Here is a 17,813-nt window from a genome sequence, read left to right as displayed (position 1 = left end):
TCGAGAGCTGGATGGACAGATCGCTCTGGGTCGCTCTCGCGCTGGTGGCGTCGTCGTGCGGCCCGGGTGAGATCGGCGACGCCAACCCCAAGGGTGGCGACGGCGGCGGCGGTGGGTCGAGCGCCGGCGGCGGCGCTGGAGGCGGCGTGGCCGGCATGGGCCCCTGCCCGAACATCCTGTGCGAGAACGCCCAGGGCGAGATCGTCTCCGGCGTGTGCGAGACCGGGAAGGTCTGCCCCGACGGCTACACGCAGCTCGGCGGCTCCGGCGGCTACCCGAGCGGCGGCGCCGGAGGCACCACGAGCGGCGGCGGCGCGAGCACCGGCGGCTCGAGCGGCACTGGCGGCTCAAAGCCAGACGGCGGCAGCGACGCCTCGAGCGGCGGGGCCGGCGGCAGCGGCGGCTCGACCGGCGGCAGCGGCGGCTCGACCGGCGGCAGCGGCGGCTCGACCGGCGGCAGCGGCGGCTCGACCGGCGGCAGCGGCAGCTCGACCGGCGGCAGCGGCGGCTCGACCGGCGGCAGCGGCGGCGCGACCGGCGGCAGCGGCGGCGCGACCGGCGGCAGCGGCGGTTCGACCGGTGGCAGCGGCGGTTCGACCGGCGACGCATCTACCGATTGAGCGGCGCTGTCGAAGACCACGGTGCTCGGCCGGGCTCGTCGGCTCGCCGGATCGTCCGCACGGGGCGAAAAGACACTCTGTTCGGGACGCTCAGGTGCTGCACTTCTTCGGGCTGTCGTCGAGCTGACATGGCCGCGCGTAGTGATCGTACTTCGCGGACTTCTTGTAAGCCTTGCCCACCTGTTGGCGGTGCACGTGTTGCGTGTAGCAGGTATCGGTCTTCGGGGCGTAGTCCACGCTCTTGCACAGTCGATCCGCCGAGCAGGCCAGCAAACACGCGTCACGGCTGACACCCTTCAGCTTTGCGGCGTTCTGCTTGTCGATCTCTCGATCGCTGAACTTCACGTATGCGTAAGGCGCTTTGGGGAGCTCTCCCGCGCTCACGGGGACGGACTGCTCGTTGTTGGCGAAGTTCTCCTGCACCTTCGGGTCCTTCACGAAGACCATCAACTGAGTGTATTTCACGACTTCCCCAGCGAAGCTCTTCCCGACCCAAGGGTCGACGGAGATCCAGTCCGTCTGAATCAGCGTCGTCGCGCCCGGCGTGAACGTGGCCAAACCCTTCACGACCCCGGTGCAGACTTTCTCGCGACAGAACTGGAAAGCGTACTCGAGCTGATGCGACTTGCCGGGAAAGTGCCCCAGGGCAGTGACGGTCGCCTCGAGCTGGACGCGGCCCCCGGGATTGAACTCGCCGTTCAGCTTCAGACCGGTCACGGCTAGGTCGGGAGCAAGCGGCGGAGCCGCTGGGACCGTCTGGGCCATCACACGGGGTGCACCCGCGCTTGCTGAGAGTACACCGGCGCCCAAGAGCACAACTACGCCAAAGCCCCGCATTGCTTCTCCCTCTCGCTGGAGCACGCATCATAGCACTACTCCGACGCGGTTTGGCTCTTGGTCACCTCTCGCCGCGTGGTCGCGGCCGAGATCGCGCTCTTCCAAGCGGATGCTTCACCAGCGCCCCCGAATAGCCACACCCTCCGCTCCAGCGCCGGCCCGTCCTGACCTCAATTGCGAATCTGCGCCTGCTCGAGAGCCCTGCCCGTGACCGTCCTCAACTCTCCGAGAACGCGTCGCTTCTCACCCTCTGTCCGGTTACCGAGCGGGGCTGGGTCACGGTCGGGCGCTTCGTGCCCGGCGTGTGCATGGGGACACCACCCCTAGTCCCGAGGCGAGGAGAGGCGCCGGCGGAGCTTGGCCACGAGCCAGGTCAAGAGAGCGCCCAGGCCCGCGGCGGCAAGCGCGCTCACGAGCAGCGCCAGCGTCACGAGGCGGTCTGGGCAACGGGCGTGAGGACCCTGACACCAGGCTTCCCGAGTCGGGCTCGGCAGAGACCACTCGATCGCGATGATCAGACTCGCCGCAAAGGTCACTACCAGCGCTGCCAGCGGTCCCCACCGCCTCGCCGGATGGCTCCAAAGTAGGGCCGACGCGGCAGCGATAGCGAAAGGGGCCGCCACGTACCATCGTACCAGCGCTGGGGACCACCCCCACCGGCGGGCACCCGCCAGCAGAGCTCCCGCTGCGAGGGCGAACGCCAGGCTGATGGCCCACGAACGACCGGACCGGGGACGCTCGAGCTCGCGAACGGTCATGGCGCTGACACCAAAGATCATGACGGCTCGGCGGCAGGCTGAGTAGCCAGCGGATCAGCTGCAAGCCGCGCCCCCCAAGCCCAAAGGCCGAAGGTCGCACCGTGTCGGGTAGACCTTACGGCGCGACTTGATTGGAGCTTCCCTGCCCCGGCAAGTCCCTGTGTTGGCCGACGCCCCACCGACCGACGGCTGCGGCTACGGCACCTCGACTAGGAACAGGTCCATCGGCTCGTCGGTGCCGGCGACGACGCGGCGCGGGTGGTGCGGAAACACGTGGTTGCCGTAGAGCGGGCGGTGGGCGGCGAAGCGCGTCTGGGCGCGCTCGACGTCGTAGACGAAGAGCCCGCGGCCGCTGCCGATGGTCAAGAGCGTCGCCCCAGGTGAGAGCGTGAACATGCTGCCGCTCGTGGCCTTCACCCCTCGGAGCGGCCGCACCGTGAGCGCGCCGAAGTCCACCAGCGCGTAGCTCTGGCGCACGCCGTCGGCGCCCTCGGCGTACACGATCATCGCGTGCGCGCCGGCGCTGTCGAAGACGACGTAGTCGCTGCTCGGCTTGGACCAGACCCGCTCGGTGCGCTCGTCCGGGTAGCGGACGCACGAAAACCCGTTGTCGTCGCCGACGCAGGCCCGGTTGCCCGCGAGGGACAGCGCGCCACCCTGCGCGGGTGGGCTGATCGGGCGCGCGCCGCCGCTCTTGCCGTCCAGGTACCAGCGCTTGTCGTAGCTCTCGACGAGCCAGCTCGTGCCGTCGCGCGAGGCGTAGCAGTAGTCGGCCTCGCGCCCCGGCCCCAGGGGCAGCGCGGCAGGCGTTCCCAGCGTCCAGCGCCAGAAGCGCGCGCTGGGCTCTTTGCTCGACTCGTGGAAGACGACCTCGTTGTCGCCCGAGAAGCGCGCAGCGCAGATGGAGCCTTCGCGCTTGCCCAGGAGCCGGCCGCTCTGCACGTCCATCACGGCCAGATCGCTGGTGCTCCAGATCAGGACCTTGCTCCCGTCGTCGGAGAACAGCGCGCTCGGCACCCATACGGGATGGGACACGCCCTGGGGGAAAGCCGGGGTCACCAGCTTCACCGTGTTGTCCGGCCCGTCGATGACCCAACTCTTGGCGTCCGGCGAGAGCGCGTGAATCGCCGTCTGCTTGGCGATGGGCGCGAGCTTCAACGCTGGCCCGCCGCGAAACTGGATGGGCTGCCCGACGCTGAAGGTCACGCTGCTCGGGGTCGGGCGCGGCGCCTCCGGGAGCGGAGCGCTGGCGCTCGGCGGCGGCGCGGGCTGCGCCACCGGCGTGGGTGCGAGCGGCTGCGGCGGCGGGTAGCGGTACTGCCGGGGCCCGCGCTCGCCGCACGCGACGGCGAAGCAGAGCGCCAGCCCGGCGGAACGCGTCAGCTGCCGAACCAGCGCCGCCAGAACGGACCGTCCTTCTTGGGCTCTTCCTTCACGCGCTCGCGGGGCGGTGGCGGAGGAGCCTGGGCCGCTCCCGCAGCGGCGGGCGGCGGCGCAGCGGCGCGGGGCGGCGGCGGACGCGGCGCGGCAGTCGGTGCGGCGGGCGCAGCCGGCGCGGCCGGTGCGGCGGGCGCGGGCGCTGGCTGACGCGCCGACTTGGCGGCCTCCTCGAACACCGCATCCAGTCCCCAGGAGCTCGGATCCTCGAAGCTGCCTCCGCCGGCCTCGATGCCCGGCGTCCCGAGCGTGGCCTGCATGGCCTCCGCGGCCAGGCTGCCCGGCGATCCCGAGAACTCGTGCAGCGCGTCGATGATGACGTCACCGATGGCGCCTGCCTGACTCTTGCCCTCCGCCTTGCGGCGACGCGCGCGCTCGTCCGCGGCCAGGCGCACGATCTCCGCGATGTCCAGGTAGGTGACCGGGCTCGCGAGCCCCCTGAGCACCAGGCCCAGGTCCCGGGCGTATTCGTCGCCGGTCTGGTAGCGCTGGGCCGGGTCCTTGGCGAGCGCCTTGCCGAGGACGCGCAGCACCGCCTCCGGAATGTCCGGGCGGAACTGGCGCGGGTCGGGGATCTCGGCGGCGCGCACCAGCTTGAAGGTCTCGACGTCGCTCTCGCCCAGGAACAGGCGGCGACCGGCCAGCATCTCCCAGAGCAGGATGCCGGCGGCGAAGATGTCCACGCGCCGGTCGGCCCTCTGCCCCATCGTCACCTCCGGCGCGAGGTAGCCGAACTTGCCTTTGACGATGTCCTCGTCCTCGGCGGTCAGGTGGGAGCTGGCCTTGGCCAGGCCGAAATCCACCAGCTTGACCTCGCCGAAGCGCGTGATGAGCACGTTGTGCGGCGAGATGTCGCGGTGCACGATCTCCAGAGAGCGTCCCTGGTGATCGCAGGCGGCGTGCGCGTAGGCGAGGCCCTCGCACACGTCCATCGCGACCCGACAGGCCACCTCCACCCGCATCTGCATCTGGTGGGCGCTGAGGTAGTCGAGGACCTCCTTCAGATCCGCCCCGTCCACGTACTCCATCACGATGAAGTGCGCGCCGCTGCCCTGGCCGATGTCGAAGACCTGCACGCACTTGCTGTGGCTCAGGTAGGCGCACAGCCGCGCTTCGTCGAGGAACATCTGGATGAACTCGCGGTTGGCGCTGAGCTTGGGCAGCACGCGCTTGATCGCGACTTTCTTGCGGAAGCCCTCGATTCCCGCGCTCTCGCCCCGGAACACCTCGGCCATGCCGCCGGCGGCGATGCGCTCGATCACGTGATAACGCTGCTGGCTCTCACTCACGGTCGGCCTCGTTGGTCGAGCGGTCATCATCCCACGCCCCGCGGTCCGAATGCCAGGCCGGCGTGGTACGCTCGGAGCTGCGTGCGCCGAGCCTTCCACTTCCTGGCCCTTTGCTCGCTGCCGGCTCTGGCGGGATGCTACGACGGCGAAGAAGGCGTCGAGCCGGCGCTCGAGCGGGCCGACCTCTTCGCCGCCATCGACCCGCGGATCGGCACCGCTGGCGTGGGCTTCGGCGTGGGCTCGACCTACCCGGGCCCCGCGCTGCCCTTCGCGATGATCCACCCGAGCCCCGACACGCGCGGCGAGAAGGGGGCGGCGAGCTTCTACCACTGCGCGGGGTACTACGCGCACGATCCGCTGATCAGCGCTTTTTCACTGGTCCACTTCGAAGGCACCGGCGTGCCCGACTACGGCGCCATCGGCCTCTTGCCGACCCTGGGCATGAGCGACGCGAAGCGCGCTCAGACCGGACACATGATCGGCTTCGACAAGGCCACCGAGCTGACCAAGCCCGGCTACTACGCGGTCACGCTCGCCGACGGCATCCGCGTCGAGATCACCTCCAGCCTGCGCGCGGCGATCTTCCGCTTCAGCTTCCCCGCCCAGGGCAAGCCCGTGTTGCTCCTGGATCTCGACCACCGGCTGGAGGGCGAGATCAAGGCGGCCGACGTCACGCTCGACGGAGCGGGATTCGACGCCCACGTGCGCCACTTCGGCAACATGTCGGGGGGCGCGGGCGGGTACGACCTCTACGCGCGCGGCGTGTTGGACGTCACGCCGAGCGCAGTCGGCACCTTCGACGGCACGGGCCTGAAGGCCGGGCAGACCTCGGCGAGCGGGGTCCCGCTCGGCGCCTGGCTCGAGCTTCCGGAGGGGACCGCCACGGCCACGCTGCGCCTGGCGGTGAGCTTCGTGGACGCAGCAGGTGCGAAGAAGAACCTGGAGGCCGAGGCTCCGAGCTTCGACTTCGAGGCGATGCGCGGGCACGCAGAGGAGACCTGGCGAGCCGCGACGGAGCGCCTCGAGCTCTGGGGTGCGTCGAGCTACGACACCACCGTGATGGGCACCGCGCTCTACCACGCGATGCTGATGCCCACGCTGATGAGCGACGTGGATGGTCGCCACGTGAACGTACAAGGCCAGATCGCCCAGGGCTCGCGGCCCCGCTACAACGACTTCTCGCTCTGGGACACCTATCGCACCACGCACCCTTGGCTGCTCCTGAGCGAGGACGAGCGCAACGCCGACTTCGCGGCGTCCCTGGTCGCCATGGCCAAGGAGGGGGGCGCGGTGCCGGTCTGGGGCATCGCTCACGGCGACTCGCGCACCATGGTGGGCTCACCTGGAGAGATCGTGCTGGCAGAGTCCGCGCTGAAGGGCGTGCCGTTCGACGACGAGGCCGCCGCCTACGATCTGGCCCGGGTGTCGGCGTTCGGGCCCTCGCCCGGTCCGGTCGGCGGGCGCGACGCCGATCTGCCCGACTACCTGGCGAAGGGCTACGTTCCCTCGGACGTGTCGAGCGGCTCCGTCTCCAAGACGCAGGAGTACGCCGTGGCGGACGGCGCCCTCGCGCTCTGGGCCGAGAAGCTCGGCCGCACGAGCGACCAGAGCGTGCTGGGCAAACACGGCAAGAACTACGCGAACGTATACGACCCTGGCGTGGGCTTCTTCCGCGCCAAGAAGAGCGACGGCAGCTGGGTGCCGTTCGGCGATCCGACGGCGATGGACGACCACTACGTCGAGGGTAACGCCTGGCACTACCTGTGGATGGTGCCGCACGATCCGGAGGGCCTGGCAGAGGTCATGGGCGGCGAGCAGGCCGCGCTCGAGCGCCTGCGAGAGTTCTACGCGGCGAGCCTCGAGGACGTGCCGATCCTGGGCGTGCGCTCGCACTACTGGCCGTCGAACGAGCCCGACATCGGCGCGCCGTGGCTGTTCGCGGCCTGGGGCTCACCGGGCGAGAGCTGGGAGTTCGTGGACTGGGCGGTCACCGAGCTCTACGGCGTCGGCGTGGACGGCATCCCGGGCAACGACGACGGCGGCACGATGAGCGCCTGGCTGCTGTTCGCGGCGACGGGGCTCTACCCGCTCCCGGGCACCGATCGCTACATCGTGTCCGCGCCGCGCTACCCGAAGGTGGTGCTGAGGCGACCGGGCGGCGACCTCACCCTGCTCGCGTCGCCGGCGCCTCGGCGCGGGCTCGCGCCGAAGCGCGTCACGATCGATGGCGTCGCGCTCGAGACCCGGACCGTGACCCACGCCGAGCTCGCCGGGGCCCGCGAGCTTCGCTTCGAGATGGCAGAGCAGTGAGCTACCACCCACTCGGGACCAGCGGGGAAGCCGGCAGCGGTTCCAGAAACGCGCTGCGCGCCAGGTCTGGACAGTTGGGGCGACCATGCGCGAAGTAGTCGTCACGCCCCACGTCGAGGAGCTCGGGCGTCCAGGCGGCGGCCCCGGCGTACATCAAGTCGCGCGGGTCGTCGGAGACGTGGCCTGCCTGGGTGTGGTGCGGTGCACAGCTGCCGACGTAGCCTAGGGTGTGCAGCGCCTCGTGGAGTGCGGAGAAGTCCAGGTACCCGGGCTGAGACTCCGACGCGCCCAGCGGGTTGTCCGCGCAGGGCCTCGCGTTCGGCGGAGCTCCCCGGAGGTAGAGGGCTGCCGTGTGCCCGACCAGCGTGGGTGGCCACGCTCCTCCGCCACAGCTGAGCCGACTGCTGCCATCGTAGTACGCCAGGTACAGCTTGCGCGGATGGTGGAAGCCCAGCGCGGACAGGCCTGCCTGGATCTCTTCTCGAACGAACGCGCCGCGGGCCGCGATTTCGGAGTCGCTCTTGGCAAGGACCGCGAAGCCGACGTCCAGCCGACCGGCGCAGCGATCGAAGCGAAGACCCGCTCCGCCCGTCTGGCTGCGCAGCCAGCGATCGAAGGCGGAGACCGAGCGCGCGATGGTACCGTTCGTGTCGAGCCCACGGTCGCTGCCGTCGCGGGGCAACACGTAGAAGACCTTGATCTGAAACTCGGCGCTGTCATCCGGGCGATCGAGCGTTGCGCGCCCGGGGGCGCATGGGCTGGCTCCGCCGCTGGACGGCGCCGGCACCGGCGCCGCCGCGGGCCATCCCGCGGGGCCGGGTCCGCCGGCCCAGGGTGACGGCGCTGGGGGCCTCGAGCGACTCGCAGGCTCGCAGGACACGAGCAGCAGCGAGCACAAGAGCAGACTCACGCGCACGGAGTGGACGCTAGCACGGACCGGAGTAGGCTCGTCCTCGCGCGTTCGATGCGCCAACGACGATGTCTTCCGAGCGCGAGTCCACGCGGGAGCGCATTCGCGAGGCGCCCCGAGCCTACGGCTGGTATCGCGCCATCGAGTCCTGGATCGGAACCGCGCGGCAGCTGCGAGGATCTGGCGACCCGGACGTCGCGCGTGACCTGCTCGACGAGCTCGCGTCCGGCATGCTCGACGCCGAACGGACCGCGCAAGAGCTCGCGGTCCAGCTGCGGACCGAGGCGCAGGAGGAGCCCGAGCGCGTGGCCCGCGTCGATCACGCGGCGCGTGCGGCCTACTCGGCCGAGCTCTCCCGCCTGCTCGGAGCGCTCGCCGCGGAGATCGACGCAGGCCGGCGCGCGCTGGACGGCGCTCCCGCCGAAGCCACGTCGGGTGGCCCCAGTGCGCCTGGCACGGCTCCCGAGACCGTGCTCGGCGCTCCCGTCGGAGAGCGTCATGCGGCCGCGGTCCGCGTTCGCCTGCGGCTGCTGCGCGCCGGGCAAACACACCCGTTCGCGGGTCCGACCTACCGGCGCTGGGCCCGGGGCCTGCGATGGTTCCGTCTGCGGCGAGAGCCGCCCCACCCTCGCTCGGACGAGCGCGAGTATTTCGTGCTCGCGCTCGAGTGTCGTGACGAGGCGCAATGGGAAGCGCTCCGCCGCTCCCTGATGCAGGAGCTCCGCGACGTCCCCGGTGGCCCGCCTCGGCTGGAGCGCCTCGAGGACCGAGTTCGTCTGGAGGTGTCCAGCGGGTACGGCGTCGACGAAGACGCTTTCGTGCGGGCGCAGCGCGTGGAGGAGCGACTCGCAGGTCTGGCTCTCGTCCATCTGGAGCCCCCGGAGGACGACGACGGCTTCACGCTGCTCCCGTCCACCTACCCAGAGTGCTTCGAGCCGGACTGAGGGGCCGCTCCGGCAAATGCGACGCTTGCGCAGGCGCGGCGTTCGAGCAGAGAGTACCGAAGGGATGACTCCCGAGCTTCGAGCCGCACTGGCGTCCGTCGCGACGGACGCCGAGTGCCAGGGACCCTTCGCCATGGTCACGGTTCGTCGAGACGCGGCCGGAGAAGTCGCCGGGTTCACGTATCGCGGTGATCCCAACGCCTGCTCGGCCCCCGCCGCCCTGTACTTCGATCCGTCGGGAACGAAGCTGGGGGCCATCGGCCTGCGCCCGGTTCGCGACGAGACAGACGCGGCGGAGCTCCGAGCTCGGCACGAGACGTTGTCCGCCGGAAAGGAAGCGGAGGTCCTGGGCGCTCGCGAGCTCTTGGAGGCGCTCCAGAGCGAGAGCACACGGAGCTGGTCGGCGGGCGGCGACCTGTTCTCGGTCGTCGAGCGCTACGAGTGGTTGGCTTTGGCCGCGCTCCGGGCTCGGCTCGCAGTGCTCGTGCAAGCCGAGGGCGTTCCCCGAGACTACGCCCTCCGCTTCGAGCGCATCGCGCGCGGAGACGAGCTCGAGCTCGCTGGCGCGCGGAGGGTGTTCGATGCTGCGGAGGGATTGAGCTTGGACGAGCTCAGGACCCTCCTGGCCGAGGCCCGAGAGTCCGCCCGCCCGGGTACGGCCTCCGCCGAGCAGGCGCTGGCTCGGCTCTCGCCATGGCTGGGGCAGCTCGGCGTCGTGGAGGTCGCGCAACGGTTGGACGCGATCGCCCACCAGCGGGCGCTGGCGCAGCGCTGGCGCTGGTTGACGAAGGGCGATCTGGTCACGACGCGTCCACCGCCGCGGCCCGAAGCGACGAAGGGCTTGCGAGTGTTGACGGAGCTCTCCTACCTCGACGCCTACTCGACGGAGCTCGTCGCTTGGCTCAGGGGCGATGCCGCGCTGCCGGCAGCGCCGGAGCGTCACTCGGCCGTGCTGGAGGCAAAACACCCCCTGGAGCTCGAGCGCGGCGGTGCCTTGGCGTGGGCGCGACCGAGTGACGAGAGCTTCCTCCCGAGCGAGCTCGCGGCGGACCTCCGCCGCCTGCGGCTGGGGCTGGATGCGGCGTTTCGGCTGGCGTCCGACGTGATCTGCGACGCGCCGTACCGCGCCGTCGCGAGCCTGCACTCAGTGATGGTCACGGACCTGTCGAGCCGGCAGGATTACGGCCCGTTCGTTGGGAGCAGCTACGAGAAGAACCGCGCGATGGAACCGGTCGTCAGCCCGTGCGGGCGTTTCGTCGCGTTCGCCGACAACGACCTCGAAGACTACGGCGGCTCGGGGCTGCTGCGCTTGTTCGAGCTCCGAACGGGGCGGATGGTGCCGCTCGAGGAGCACGCCGGGCTCAACGCTCTCCGGGCGGTGAGCTTCGCAGAAGACAGCAGCAGGCTCCGAGCCCTCGAGAACTTCTCCAACCACCGCGTCGAGTTCGACGTCCGCACCGGCCGGAGGCTGGGCTAGCGGCACCGTTATCTAGTCCTCCCGTCGCATGATCAGCAGCGCGCTCGGCGGAAACCCGATGCTGTTCCGAGGCGTGCGCACGACCCAGTACGCCGCGTTCTCGTCCGCGGCGACTCCCTGAAGGCTGTCGTGCATGGGGATCGGGGGCAGACGCGCGCTCCAGCTGGCCCGCTCTCTGGCTTCGACGAACGAGCGGCGCTCTCCGCTCGCGACCGACTCGATGGACGTCGTCGGCGCGGGAACGGTCGTGCCCGGCTGCGCACGGGAGACCACGTCGAGCCAGCCCGGGATCTTCGTCCGGTGCGAGCGGCTCTCCACCCAGAGATCGGGGCCTTGCAGCGCCAAACCCTGGACGCTGCCGCCCGACAGCTGCAGCCGCACCCAAGCGCCGCCGTGCTTCGGAGCGACGACGAGCGAACGCCCCAACCCCACGATGACGTGAGACGTAGCCAGGATCATGACCGCCGCGTCCACCGCCGAGTCGTCATCGACCAACAGCGCGAGAAGCTTCGGCCCCGGAGATCGAACCAGGCAGGTTTCGGTCGCGGCGATGGGGACGACGCGATCGCCGTGGCGTACGTCCAAGTAGAACCCCATGTCCGGGTACGGGCTCGGCTTCGCTCGCTCCACCTTGCCTACACTGCCGCCTTCGCCGTAGACCTCGCGCCCCACCAACGCGCTTGCGAGGAAGCGCTCGACGCCTGGGCGAGCTGGCGTCATTTCCCGCCAGATCCGGGCCCCGTCCTTGCCGAAGTACTCGGCGCCGAGCATCGAGTGGTGCACGCGGAAGAAGCACTGTCCCTTCTGAGTGGTGAGGGACACATACTCGGCGGGGATCGACTTGGCGTGGTCGACGAGCAACCAGACGACTGTCAACGAGATTGCAGGCGCGCCGAAGCCGAGGGGCAAGAGGCTCAGGAGTATCCAGCGTGTCGGGGAGCGAGCGGCGCGGGTCTCTCGCCGAATGTGCTCGTCCAGGCTGGAAGCCGCTCGGTGCAGGTGTTCGACGAGCTTCGACATGGCAGCGGACGAGACGACGTTGTCCGCGCGGCAGTAGGTACAGCGCACTACGAGCCGACCAGGCGACGCCGGCAACGGGGCGCCGCACACCCGGCACTCCGCCGGCTCGCCTGGCGCGGCGGGGGCAATGGCCGCGCAGCGGGCCTCCAGGCGCAGGTGGGCACGCCAGGCGACGACGATGGCGATCAAGGTCGGCGCGACCAGGAGCAGCAACGAGACGACCCAGGCCGTGTTTCGGACTTCGGACCCCAACCGCCAGCGGGTCGCGGCATCGACGGCGTAGACGACGACCGAGGCCCCGCCGAGGCAGAGCGTGCCCATTAGGACGGCGACCAGAGAAAGCTGCACCGGGCGAGAGCGGGACAGCGCTCTCTGCTGTCGCGCGGAGAGCTGCCGCTCGGTGGCGTCTCGATGACGGAAGATCTCCGCTGCCGCGTCGATCGCGTCGCGCGCGACACCGGCTGGCGCGCCGGAGTATCCGCAGTGTAGACAAGCGAGGGCCGTTGGCTCCGCCAGGCGCACGGGCGTCGGTGCGCCGCAGCGCGAGCAAGAGACGACGAGCATCGGGGGGCGGTCAGAGGATAGCCGATCGCGCGCCGCGCCGCGCCGCCGCGTTCCGCACTTCGGCCTGCATCCAGCAGGATTTCGGCCGAGCAGCTGCGCGGTGTTGTTGCCTGCGAATCGTTCGAGCAGCCTCCTGGCCGTGCGCCGAGTCCCCCGAGCCAGAGGCCTGCCGTTCGTCGGCTCCGCCATCGAATTCTCGCGGGACACGCTCGGCTTTCTGCAACGTCAGGCGGCGCTTCACGGCGACCTGTTCAGAGTGAAGATCCTCGGCCGCGACCTCCACATCGTGGTGCACCCCGACGACATCGAGCGCGTGTTGGTCCGCGATCACGCGGTCATGCACAAGGACCTGTTCACCCAGGACCTGAGCAAGATCCTGGGCAACGGCCTGGTGACCAGCGAGGGCGAGCACTGGAAGAAGCAGCGCAAGCTGGTCTCGCACGCCTTCACCCCGGCCAAGATCCGCGGCTACGCCGACACCATGGCGGAGGTCGCCGGCGAGGCGGCGCGCGCCCTGTCCGACGGTCAGGTGCTCGACATCCACGAGGAGATGACGCGGCTCACCCTGGACGTCGTGGCCAAGACCCTGTTCGACGCCGACGTGCGCGCCGACGCCCGCGTGGTGGGCGAAGCGATGCAGGTGCTGAGCGACTTCGGCGCCAGCCTCGAGGCCGGGCTGCTCTTGCCGACTTGGTTGCCGACGCCGGGCTCTCGGCGCGCGGGACGGGCCATCGCGCGCATCGACGAGGTGCTATACCGCATCATCGCCGCGCGCCGCGGCTCGAGCGGCGGCGGGGACGACGTGCTGGCGACGCTGCTCCGCGCGCGCGACGAGCAGGGCGGCGGCATGAGCGACCGCGAGCTCCGCGACGAGTGCGTGACGCTGTTCCTGGCAGGGCACGAGACCACCGCCATCGCGCTCTCGTTCGCCTTCTACTTGCTCTCGAAGCACCCGGAGGTCGAGGCACGCCTGCACGCCGAGCTCGAGCGCGTGCTCGGCGGGCGCTCGCCCACCTACGCGGACGTCGAAGCGCTGGAGCTCACCGCGCGCATCGTGAAGGAGACGATGCGGCTCCTGCCGCCGGTCTGGGCCATCGGCCGCCAACTGCTCGAGGATCTGGAGCTTCGAGGTTTTCTCCTGCCGAAGGGCTCGCAGCTCGCGCTCTGCCAGTGGCTGGTACACCACGACGCTCGCTGGTTCCCGGATCCGGAGGCGTTCGATCCGGAGCGTTGGCTCGAGGCCGGTGCCAAGAGCCTGCCGCGCTTCGCCTACTTCCCCTTCGGCGGCGGTCCGCGCATCTGCATCGGCAATCACTTCGCCATGCTGGAGGCCGTGCTCACTCTGGCGGTGTTCGCACAGCGCTTCCACCTGGAGCTCGCGTCCGGCGCGCCGCTCGAGCTCCTGCCGTCGATCACCCTCAGGCCCAAGCACGGCATCCCGATGCGACTCCGCGCGCGCCTTCCCGTGTCGAGGTGAGAGATGCCCGCGCGCGGCGTGATTCATGGCGACGGGGTGGAGTGGCTCCGCCGCGAGCGGCTCCCAGCGACGCACGCCGTGGTCACCTCGATGCCCGACAGCTCGGAGCTGCCGAGCCTGGGGTTTGCGGGCTGGCGAGCCTGGTTCGTGGAGACCGCGGCGCTGGTGATGCGGCAGGTCGCCGACGACTCGGTGGCGGTGTTCTTCCAGACCGACGTGAAGCGCGAGGGCGTCTGGGTGGACAAAGGCTACCTGGTGGCGCGCGGCGCGGAGCTGGCGGAGGTGGAGCTGCTCTGGCACAAGATCGTGTGCCGCGCGCCCGCCGGCACCACCACCTTCGGGCGCCCGGCCTACGCGCACCTTTCCTGCTTCTCGAAGACCCTCCGCCTCGACCCCAAGAGCTCCAGCGCCGACGTGCTGCCGCGCCTGGGCGAGATGCCCTGGCCGCGCGCCATGGGCGTCGAGGCCTGCGCGGCGGTGTGCCGCTTCCTGCGCGCGAGCACCAGCTGCACCACCGTCGTCGATCCCTTCTGCGGCATCGGCACAATGCTGGCAGTCGCCAACGCGCACGGTCTCGACGCCATCGGAGTCGAGCGCTCCGCCAAGCGTGCGTCGCGCGCGCGACTGCTCACGCTCGGTTCGACTTGAGGGCGAGCTCTGCCGAGCTCGCGCGGCGCGGACGTGCCTTGCCGGCGCGCTCGCGGGCCCTGGCGAACACGGCTCTGAGCTCGGCGGCCGAGAGCGCAGCCAGCCAGGGGGTCTTCGACGGGGTACGACGCGGGGTCATGGGGATGGCCTCACCGAGTGGTAGAAGCACGGCCCGTGCCGGAGCGTGCCCCAGGGATTTCCCCGCGTTTCTCGGGGGCGAGACCGGCGCGCGCGTGGGTGTCCGGTCACACCCACCGTGTCACGAAGGTCAGACCGACCCGGGTGCGCACGCAATTGCGCGGGCGGCGCCCCGCGGCGAGACTCCGCCCATGCGGGTCTTCGTCACCGGAACGAGCCGAGGCATCGGCCTCGAGCTGGCACGCCAGCTCGCCGAGCGCGGCGACCAGGTCGTCGCGTCGGCGCGCGCGCCCGACACATCGACCAAGCTCGGAGCGCTACGGAGCGCTCACCCCGACCGAGTCGAGGTCGTCGAGCTCGACGTCGCCAGCGCCGAGAGTGTCGCCGGGCTGGAGCGACGCGTCGCCCCAGGCGCCATCGACGCCTTGATCAACAACGCCGGCGTGGTCGGCAAGCTGCGACCCCTCGAAGAACTCGATTTCGACGACATGCAGAGCGCCTACGCCACTGACGCTCTAGGCCCGCTGAGGGTGACACGGGCGCTGTTGCCACGCCTTCGCCAGAGCTCGGTCAAGCGGATCATGAACGTCTCGACCGGGATGGCGTCGCTCGCGGACAACGGCAGCGGCGGAGCCTGGGGCTACCGCATGGCCAAGGCCGCCCTCAACATGGCGACGCGCAACCTGGCGATCGCGCTCGGGTCGGAGGGCTTCGCCTGCGTGGCCGTCAACCCCGGCTGGGTGAAGACTGACATGGGCGGGTCCGGCGCGACCATGCCCGTGGAGGAGTCCGCGGCGCGCTTGCTGCGCATCCTCGACGAGCTCAGCGTGTCCGAGAGCGGCAGCTTCCTGAACTACGACGGCCAGCCTTTTCCGTGGTGAAGGCTTGCACCGAGCCGGCTCGGGCGGGAAACTGAGACCGATGCGCCTCGGTTGGCTCTGCTTCGCCTGGCTCTTGCAGGGCTGCGGCGGCGGCGACGGCAGCGGCCCTCCGGCAACGGTGGTGGGCGACGGAGGCATCGGCGGCAGCGGCGGCGACGCAGCGGCGCCCAAGCCCAAGATCGCCTTCGTGACCTCCACCGAATACACCTCGGACTTCGGCTCCGTCGCCAAGGCCGACGCCCAGTGCGCGACGCGCGCGGCGGAGGCGGGCCTCTCGGGCAGCTACATGGCGTGGCTCAGCGACTCCACGTCCTCACCGAGCACGCGCTTCACGCGGGCCGAAGGCAACTACGTCTCGGTGAGTGGCACGGTGATCGCCGCGGGCTGGACCGGGCTGACCTCGGGCTCACTGAAGGCGAACCTGGACTACGACGAGTACTCGGAGCAGACGACGATCGGCCTCACTGCCTGGACCGGCACGGCGGCCGACGGCACCGCGACGGGCGACGACTGCAACGACTGGTCCGGCGACGGCCAGGCCACCGTCGGCGAGATCACGGCCTACGGCTTCAAGTGGTCGGCGCTGCCCGGCGCGCAGGACTGTGCCGTATTCCGCCATCTGTACTGCTTCGAGCAGTGATGCTCGCCCAGATCAGATCTGAACACCCAGCGCCAGCCCGGCGAGGCCAGCCGCGAGGGCGGCCGCGAGCGGCACGGACAGGTTGTCGTCGATGCGGACGCTGACGGCCTCCGCGACGGCGCCGGCGGCGCCCGCGGCTGCCGAAATCAGCAAGAGCAGCGGCCACGCCGCCGCGCCGTGCCAGAGCGAGAGCACGGCGAAGGACGCCAGCGTGCCGAACGCGGCGAAGGCCAAGGTGCCCTCCACGGTGCGCCCCCCCGCCAGCGGCCGGCGGCCCCAGCGCCGGCCGACCAGGCCCGCGGCAGGATCGCCGATGCCGAGCACCGCCAGGGCCGCGGCCGAAGCGAACGGTGGGCTCACCACCGCCAGGATGACCAGCGCGGTCCCGTACCAGGTCGCCGAATTGACGTGGTGGTGCTCGTGCGGATGGATGATGAGCTGGAAGAAGCGCACGCGCATCAGCCGGTCGTTCCAGCGCTTGCTGAAGGCGCGCCCGGTCTCCATCACCCAGCAGTAGGCGGCGAAGGCCCCTGTCGCCCAGAGCGTACCGGTACGACTCAGGAACACCTCGAGCAGGAGCAGCGCGCCGAGCGCCGAGCTGACGTGGAAGCCGATGCGGGCCCAGTTGGTCGGACGCAGCGTGGGCGCGCGCACCGAGCGGCGCCGGAGCTCACCCGCCAGGCGCTCGTAGGTCGCCATCAAGTGCGGGCGCAACGACAGCCAGTAGCTGGCCGACTCGCTGCTCGGCGCCTCCGCCTCCTGCATCAGCTCGCGCAGCGTCGCCAAGGACTCGGTGATGGGCGGCGGAGCGGCGGGTTCGTCCGCCAGCTCCTCGACGCTGGCACGGATGCGCGACCAGCGTTCCCTCGCGCGCTCGGTCACCGTGTCCGTGAGCAGCGCGGGATCCGTCTCGCGCAAGAGCGCTAAGAGCTCGCTCGCCAGGTCTCCGGTCTGGGTCAGGGTGGCGGAGTTCATCGACGAAGCTCACCCCCTAGCGCAAAAACGCGACGGCGGCGAGTTCGTCTAGGCTCGCTCCGGCGGGAGCAACTCCCGCGCCAGGCCGAGCGCGCGAACGTTGCTTCGCACTCGTGTCAGGAATCCGTCACGCCAGTGGTCGCGCGGCGGTTCGGCGTCAACGTCTCATCCTGGCCGTGGTCACCCACTCGTCCCAAGAGCTGGCCCAGCCGTCGTAGTGGATCAGGTACTTGTCGTCCTTCACCTGAAGCACGGTGGCGGGCCACCACTTGGCGCCCCAGAGCACCTGCACCTTGCTGCCGACCCCGTAGGCGGGCTTCTTCTTCGGGCTCGCGCCGGCGTCGGCCGAGTCGCCGCTCGCTGCCTCCATCGGCTTCCCTCCGCCGGCGTCCGCTGGCTTGGCCAGGAGACCCGCGTCGAGCTTCTCGGGCGCGCGCTGCGTCCGCGGCGTGCTGGTCGGCGCGGCAGACTCGGCGGGCGCAGCGGCCGCGGCCGGCAGCACGGCGAGCGCGGAGTCGGCAGCTGCCTCGGACGAGCTCACGTAGTAGGGGGTGAAGCCCGTTTCGCTGAGCCAGGCCGTGAGCATGGTTCGCCACTTGGCCTCTTCCAGGCCGGTGTCGCGCAGCGAGCTCTCGACTGCCAGGCTCGCCACCTTCGTGCACGAGTGCTGGCCGGGCAGGAGCTTGGCCTCCTCGGTGAGCTTGCGGCAGGTGGCGAAGACCTTCTCGTACTTGCCGAGCAAACGCTTGCCCCGCATCTCCGGCGTGCACGCGGAGCACAGCGTCAGGAGGGCGAGCACGAGCACGAAAGCGCGGTTCATCCTTGCCAATCGAGCGTCCCCCCGACCTACTGGGCTGGTCAAAGAGAAACGCCGTGTAAGGGGCCTCC

At 70.6% G+C, this 17,813-nt stretch carries 17 protein-coding genes; 9 read left to right on the top strand and 8 right to left on the bottom strand.

The features are described 5' to 3' along the window. Positions 1 to 11: 11 nt before the first annotated feature. Complete coding sequence (locus HS104_38655; GenBank protein MBE7485881.1) at positions 12 to 620, top strand: hypothetical protein; 609 nt, start codon at positions 12 to 14, stop codon at positions 618 to 620. A 90-nt stretch (positions 621 to 710) separates the two neighbouring features. Here the strand turns inward: HS104_38655 and HS104_38650 are convergent, their stop codons facing one another. Together HS104_38650 and HS104_38645 are read right to left on the bottom strand one after the other, a co-directional pair. Beyond that, a complete protein-coding gene (locus tag HS104_38650) occupies positions 711 to 1,337 on the bottom strand; it encodes a hypothetical protein (protein ID MBE7485880.1) in 627 nt (208 codons plus the stop codon). 1,073 nt (positions 1,338 to 2,410) lie between these two features. Continuing rightward, positions 2,411 to 3,373 (bottom strand): WD40 repeat domain-containing protein, encoded by a 963-nt coding sequence (locus tag HS104_38645; GenBank protein MBE7485879.1) that lies wholly within the window; start codon positions 3,371 to 3,373, stop codon positions 2,411 to 2,413. Between HS104_38645 and HS104_38640 the strand changes: the two genes are divergently transcribed. Beyond that, on the top strand, positions 3,357 to 3,527 hold the full coding sequence (locus HS104_38640) for a hypothetical protein (GenBank protein MBE7485878.1): 171 nt from the start codon (positions 3,357 to 3,359) through the stop codon (positions 3,525 to 3,527). The genes HS104_38645 and HS104_38640 overlap by 17 nt on opposite strands. Before the next feature lie 67 nt (positions 3,528 to 3,594). Here HS104_38640 and HS104_38635 read toward each other — a convergent pair whose 3' ends face one another. Next, positions 3,595 to 4,941 carry a serine/threonine protein kinase gene (locus HS104_38635; protein MBE7485877.1) on the bottom strand — a complete coding sequence of 449 codons (1,347 nt, stop codon included), beginning with the start codon at positions 4,939 to 4,941 and terminating at the stop codon, positions 3,595 to 3,597. An 81-nt stretch (positions 4,942 to 5,022) separates the two neighbouring features. Between HS104_38635 and HS104_38630 the strand changes: the two genes are divergently transcribed. Next, entirely contained in the window at positions 5,023 to 7,251 is a 2,229-nt protein-coding gene (locus tag HS104_38630; protein ID MBE7485876.1) for a glycoside hydrolase family 92 protein, read from the top strand. Between the two features lies 1 nt (position 7,252). On the opposite strand, the gene HS104_38625 is transcribed toward HS104_38630, so the two are convergent. Then, positions 7,253 to 8,167 carry a hypothetical protein gene (locus tag HS104_38625; GenBank protein MBE7485875.1) on the bottom strand — a complete coding sequence of 305 codons (915 nt, stop codon included), beginning with the start codon at positions 8,165 to 8,167 and terminating at the stop codon, positions 7,253 to 7,255. Between the two features lie 62 nt (positions 8,168 to 8,229). On the opposite strand from HS104_38625, the gene HS104_38620 reads away from it, so the two are divergent. Together HS104_38620 and HS104_38615 are read left to right on the top strand one after the other, a co-directional pair. Further along, the gene (locus HS104_38620) at positions 8,230 to 9,105 is read left to right on the top strand and encodes a hypothetical protein (GenBank protein ID MBE7485874.1); all 876 of its coding nucleotides are present in this window, start codon (positions 8,230 to 8,232) and stop codon (positions 9,103 to 9,105) included. A 64-nt stretch (positions 9,106 to 9,169) separates the two neighbouring features. Continuing rightward, positions 9,170 to 10,582, top strand: a complete 1,413-nt coding sequence (locus HS104_38615) for a hypothetical protein (GenBank protein ID MBE7485873.1) — start codon at positions 9,170 to 9,172, stop codon at positions 10,580 to 10,582. Between the two features lie 12 nt (positions 10,583 to 10,594). On the opposite strand, the gene HS104_38610 is transcribed toward HS104_38615, so the two are convergent. Continuing rightward, on the bottom strand, positions 10,595 to 12,166 hold the full coding sequence (locus HS104_38610) for a hypothetical protein (GenBank protein MBE7485872.1): 1,572 nt from the start codon (positions 12,164 to 12,166) through the stop codon (positions 10,595 to 10,597). A 139-nt stretch (positions 12,167 to 12,305) separates the two neighbouring features. Between HS104_38610 and HS104_38605 the strand changes: the two genes are divergently transcribed. Further along, on the top strand, positions 12,306 to 13,643 hold the full coding sequence (locus tag HS104_38605; protein MBE7485871.1) for a cytochrome P450: 1,338 nt from the start codon (positions 12,306 to 12,308) through the stop codon (positions 13,641 to 13,643). Positions 13,644 to 13,646: 3 nt separating this feature from the next. Continuing rightward, positions 13,647 to 14,291 carry an SAM-dependent methyltransferase gene (locus HS104_38600; GenBank protein ID MBE7485870.1) on the top strand — a complete coding sequence of 215 codons (645 nt, stop codon included), beginning with the start codon at positions 13,647 to 13,649 and terminating at the stop codon, positions 14,289 to 14,291. Here HS104_38600 and HS104_38595 read toward each other — a convergent pair. Then, a complete protein-coding gene (locus HS104_38595; protein MBE7485869.1) occupies positions 14,272 to 14,430 on the bottom strand; it encodes a hypothetical protein in 159 nt (52 codons plus the stop codon). The genes HS104_38600 and HS104_38595 overlap by 20 nt on opposite strands. Positions 14,431 to 14,620: 190 nt before the next feature. On the opposite strand from HS104_38595, the gene HS104_38590 reads away from it, so the two are divergent. Beyond that, positions 14,621 to 15,310, top strand: a complete 690-nt coding sequence (locus HS104_38590) for an SDR family oxidoreductase (protein ID MBE7485868.1) — start codon at positions 14,621 to 14,623, stop codon at positions 15,308 to 15,310. A 40-nt stretch (positions 15,311 to 15,350) separates the two neighbouring features. Continuing rightward, on the top strand, positions 15,351 to 15,950 hold the full coding sequence (locus HS104_38585) for a hypothetical protein (GenBank protein ID MBE7485867.1): 600 nt from the start codon (positions 15,351 to 15,353) through the stop codon (positions 15,948 to 15,950). Positions 15,951 to 15,962: 12 nt separating this feature from the next. Here the strand turns inward: HS104_38585 and HS104_38580 are convergent, their stop codons facing one another. Both HS104_38580 and HS104_38575 read right to left on the bottom strand, forming a co-directional pair. After that, the gene (locus HS104_38580) at positions 15,963 to 16,925 is read right to left on the bottom strand and encodes a hypothetical protein (GenBank protein MBE7485866.1); all 963 of its coding nucleotides are present in this window, start codon (positions 16,923 to 16,925) and stop codon (positions 15,963 to 15,965) included. A 157-nt stretch (positions 16,926 to 17,082) separates the two neighbouring features. Next, positions 17,083 to 17,745, bottom strand: a complete 663-nt coding sequence (locus HS104_38575) for a hypothetical protein (protein MBE7485865.1) — start codon at positions 17,743 to 17,745, stop codon at positions 17,083 to 17,085. Positions 17,746 to 17,813: the final 68 nt, after the last annotated feature.

Source organism: Polyangiaceae bacterium, assembly GCA_015075635.1.
Lineage (GTDB): Bacteria > Myxococcota_A > Polyangia > Polyangiales > Polyangiaceae > JADJKB01.
The sequence above is the reverse complement of the archived record's forward strand: the minus strand, read 5'-3'. Positions and strand labels throughout refer to the sequence as shown.

Excerpts from the sequence above, each read along its gene's own strand:
- HS104_38655 (MBE7485881.1), top strand. The coding sequence starts at position 12 with ATGGACAGATCGCTCTGGGTCGCTCTCGCGCTGGTGGCGTCGTCGTGC.
- HS104_38640 (MBE7485878.1), top strand. The coding sequence starts at position 3,357 with ATGGGCGCGAGCTTCAACGCTGGCCCGCCGCGAAACTGGATGGGCTGC.
- HS104_38620 (MBE7485874.1), top strand. The coding sequence starts at position 8,230 with ATGTCTTCCGAGCGCGAGTCCACGCGGGAGCGCATTCGCGAGGCGCCC.
- HS104_38615 (MBE7485873.1), top strand. The coding sequence starts at position 9,170 with ATGACTCCCGAGCTTCGAGCCGCACTGGCGTCCGTCGCGACGGACGCC.
- HS104_38610 (MBE7485872.1), bottom strand. The coding sequence starts at position 12,166 with ATGCTCGTCGTCTCTTGCTCGCGCTGCGGCGCACCGACGCCCGTGCGC.
- HS104_38600 (MBE7485870.1), top strand. The coding sequence starts at position 13,647 with ATGCCCGCGCGCGGCGTGATTCATGGCGACGGGGTGGAGTGGCTCCGC.
- HS104_38595 (MBE7485869.1), bottom strand. The coding sequence starts at position 14,430 with ATGACCCCGCGTCGTACCCCGTCGAAGACCCCCTGGCTGGCTGCGCTC.
- HS104_38590 (MBE7485868.1), top strand. The coding sequence starts at position 14,621 with ATGCGGGTCTTCGTCACCGGAACGAGCCGAGGCATCGGCCTCGAGCTG.
- HS104_38585 (MBE7485867.1), top strand. The coding sequence starts at position 15,351 with ATGCGCCTCGGTTGGCTCTGCTTCGCCTGGCTCTTGCAGGGCTGCGGC.
- HS104_38580 (MBE7485866.1), bottom strand. The coding sequence starts at position 16,925 with ATGAACTCCGCCACCCTGACCCAGACCGGAGACCTGGCGAGCGAGCTC.
- HS104_38575 (MBE7485865.1), bottom strand. The coding sequence starts at position 17,745 with ATGAACCGCGCTTTCGTGCTCGTGCTCGCCCTCCTGACGCTGTGCTCC.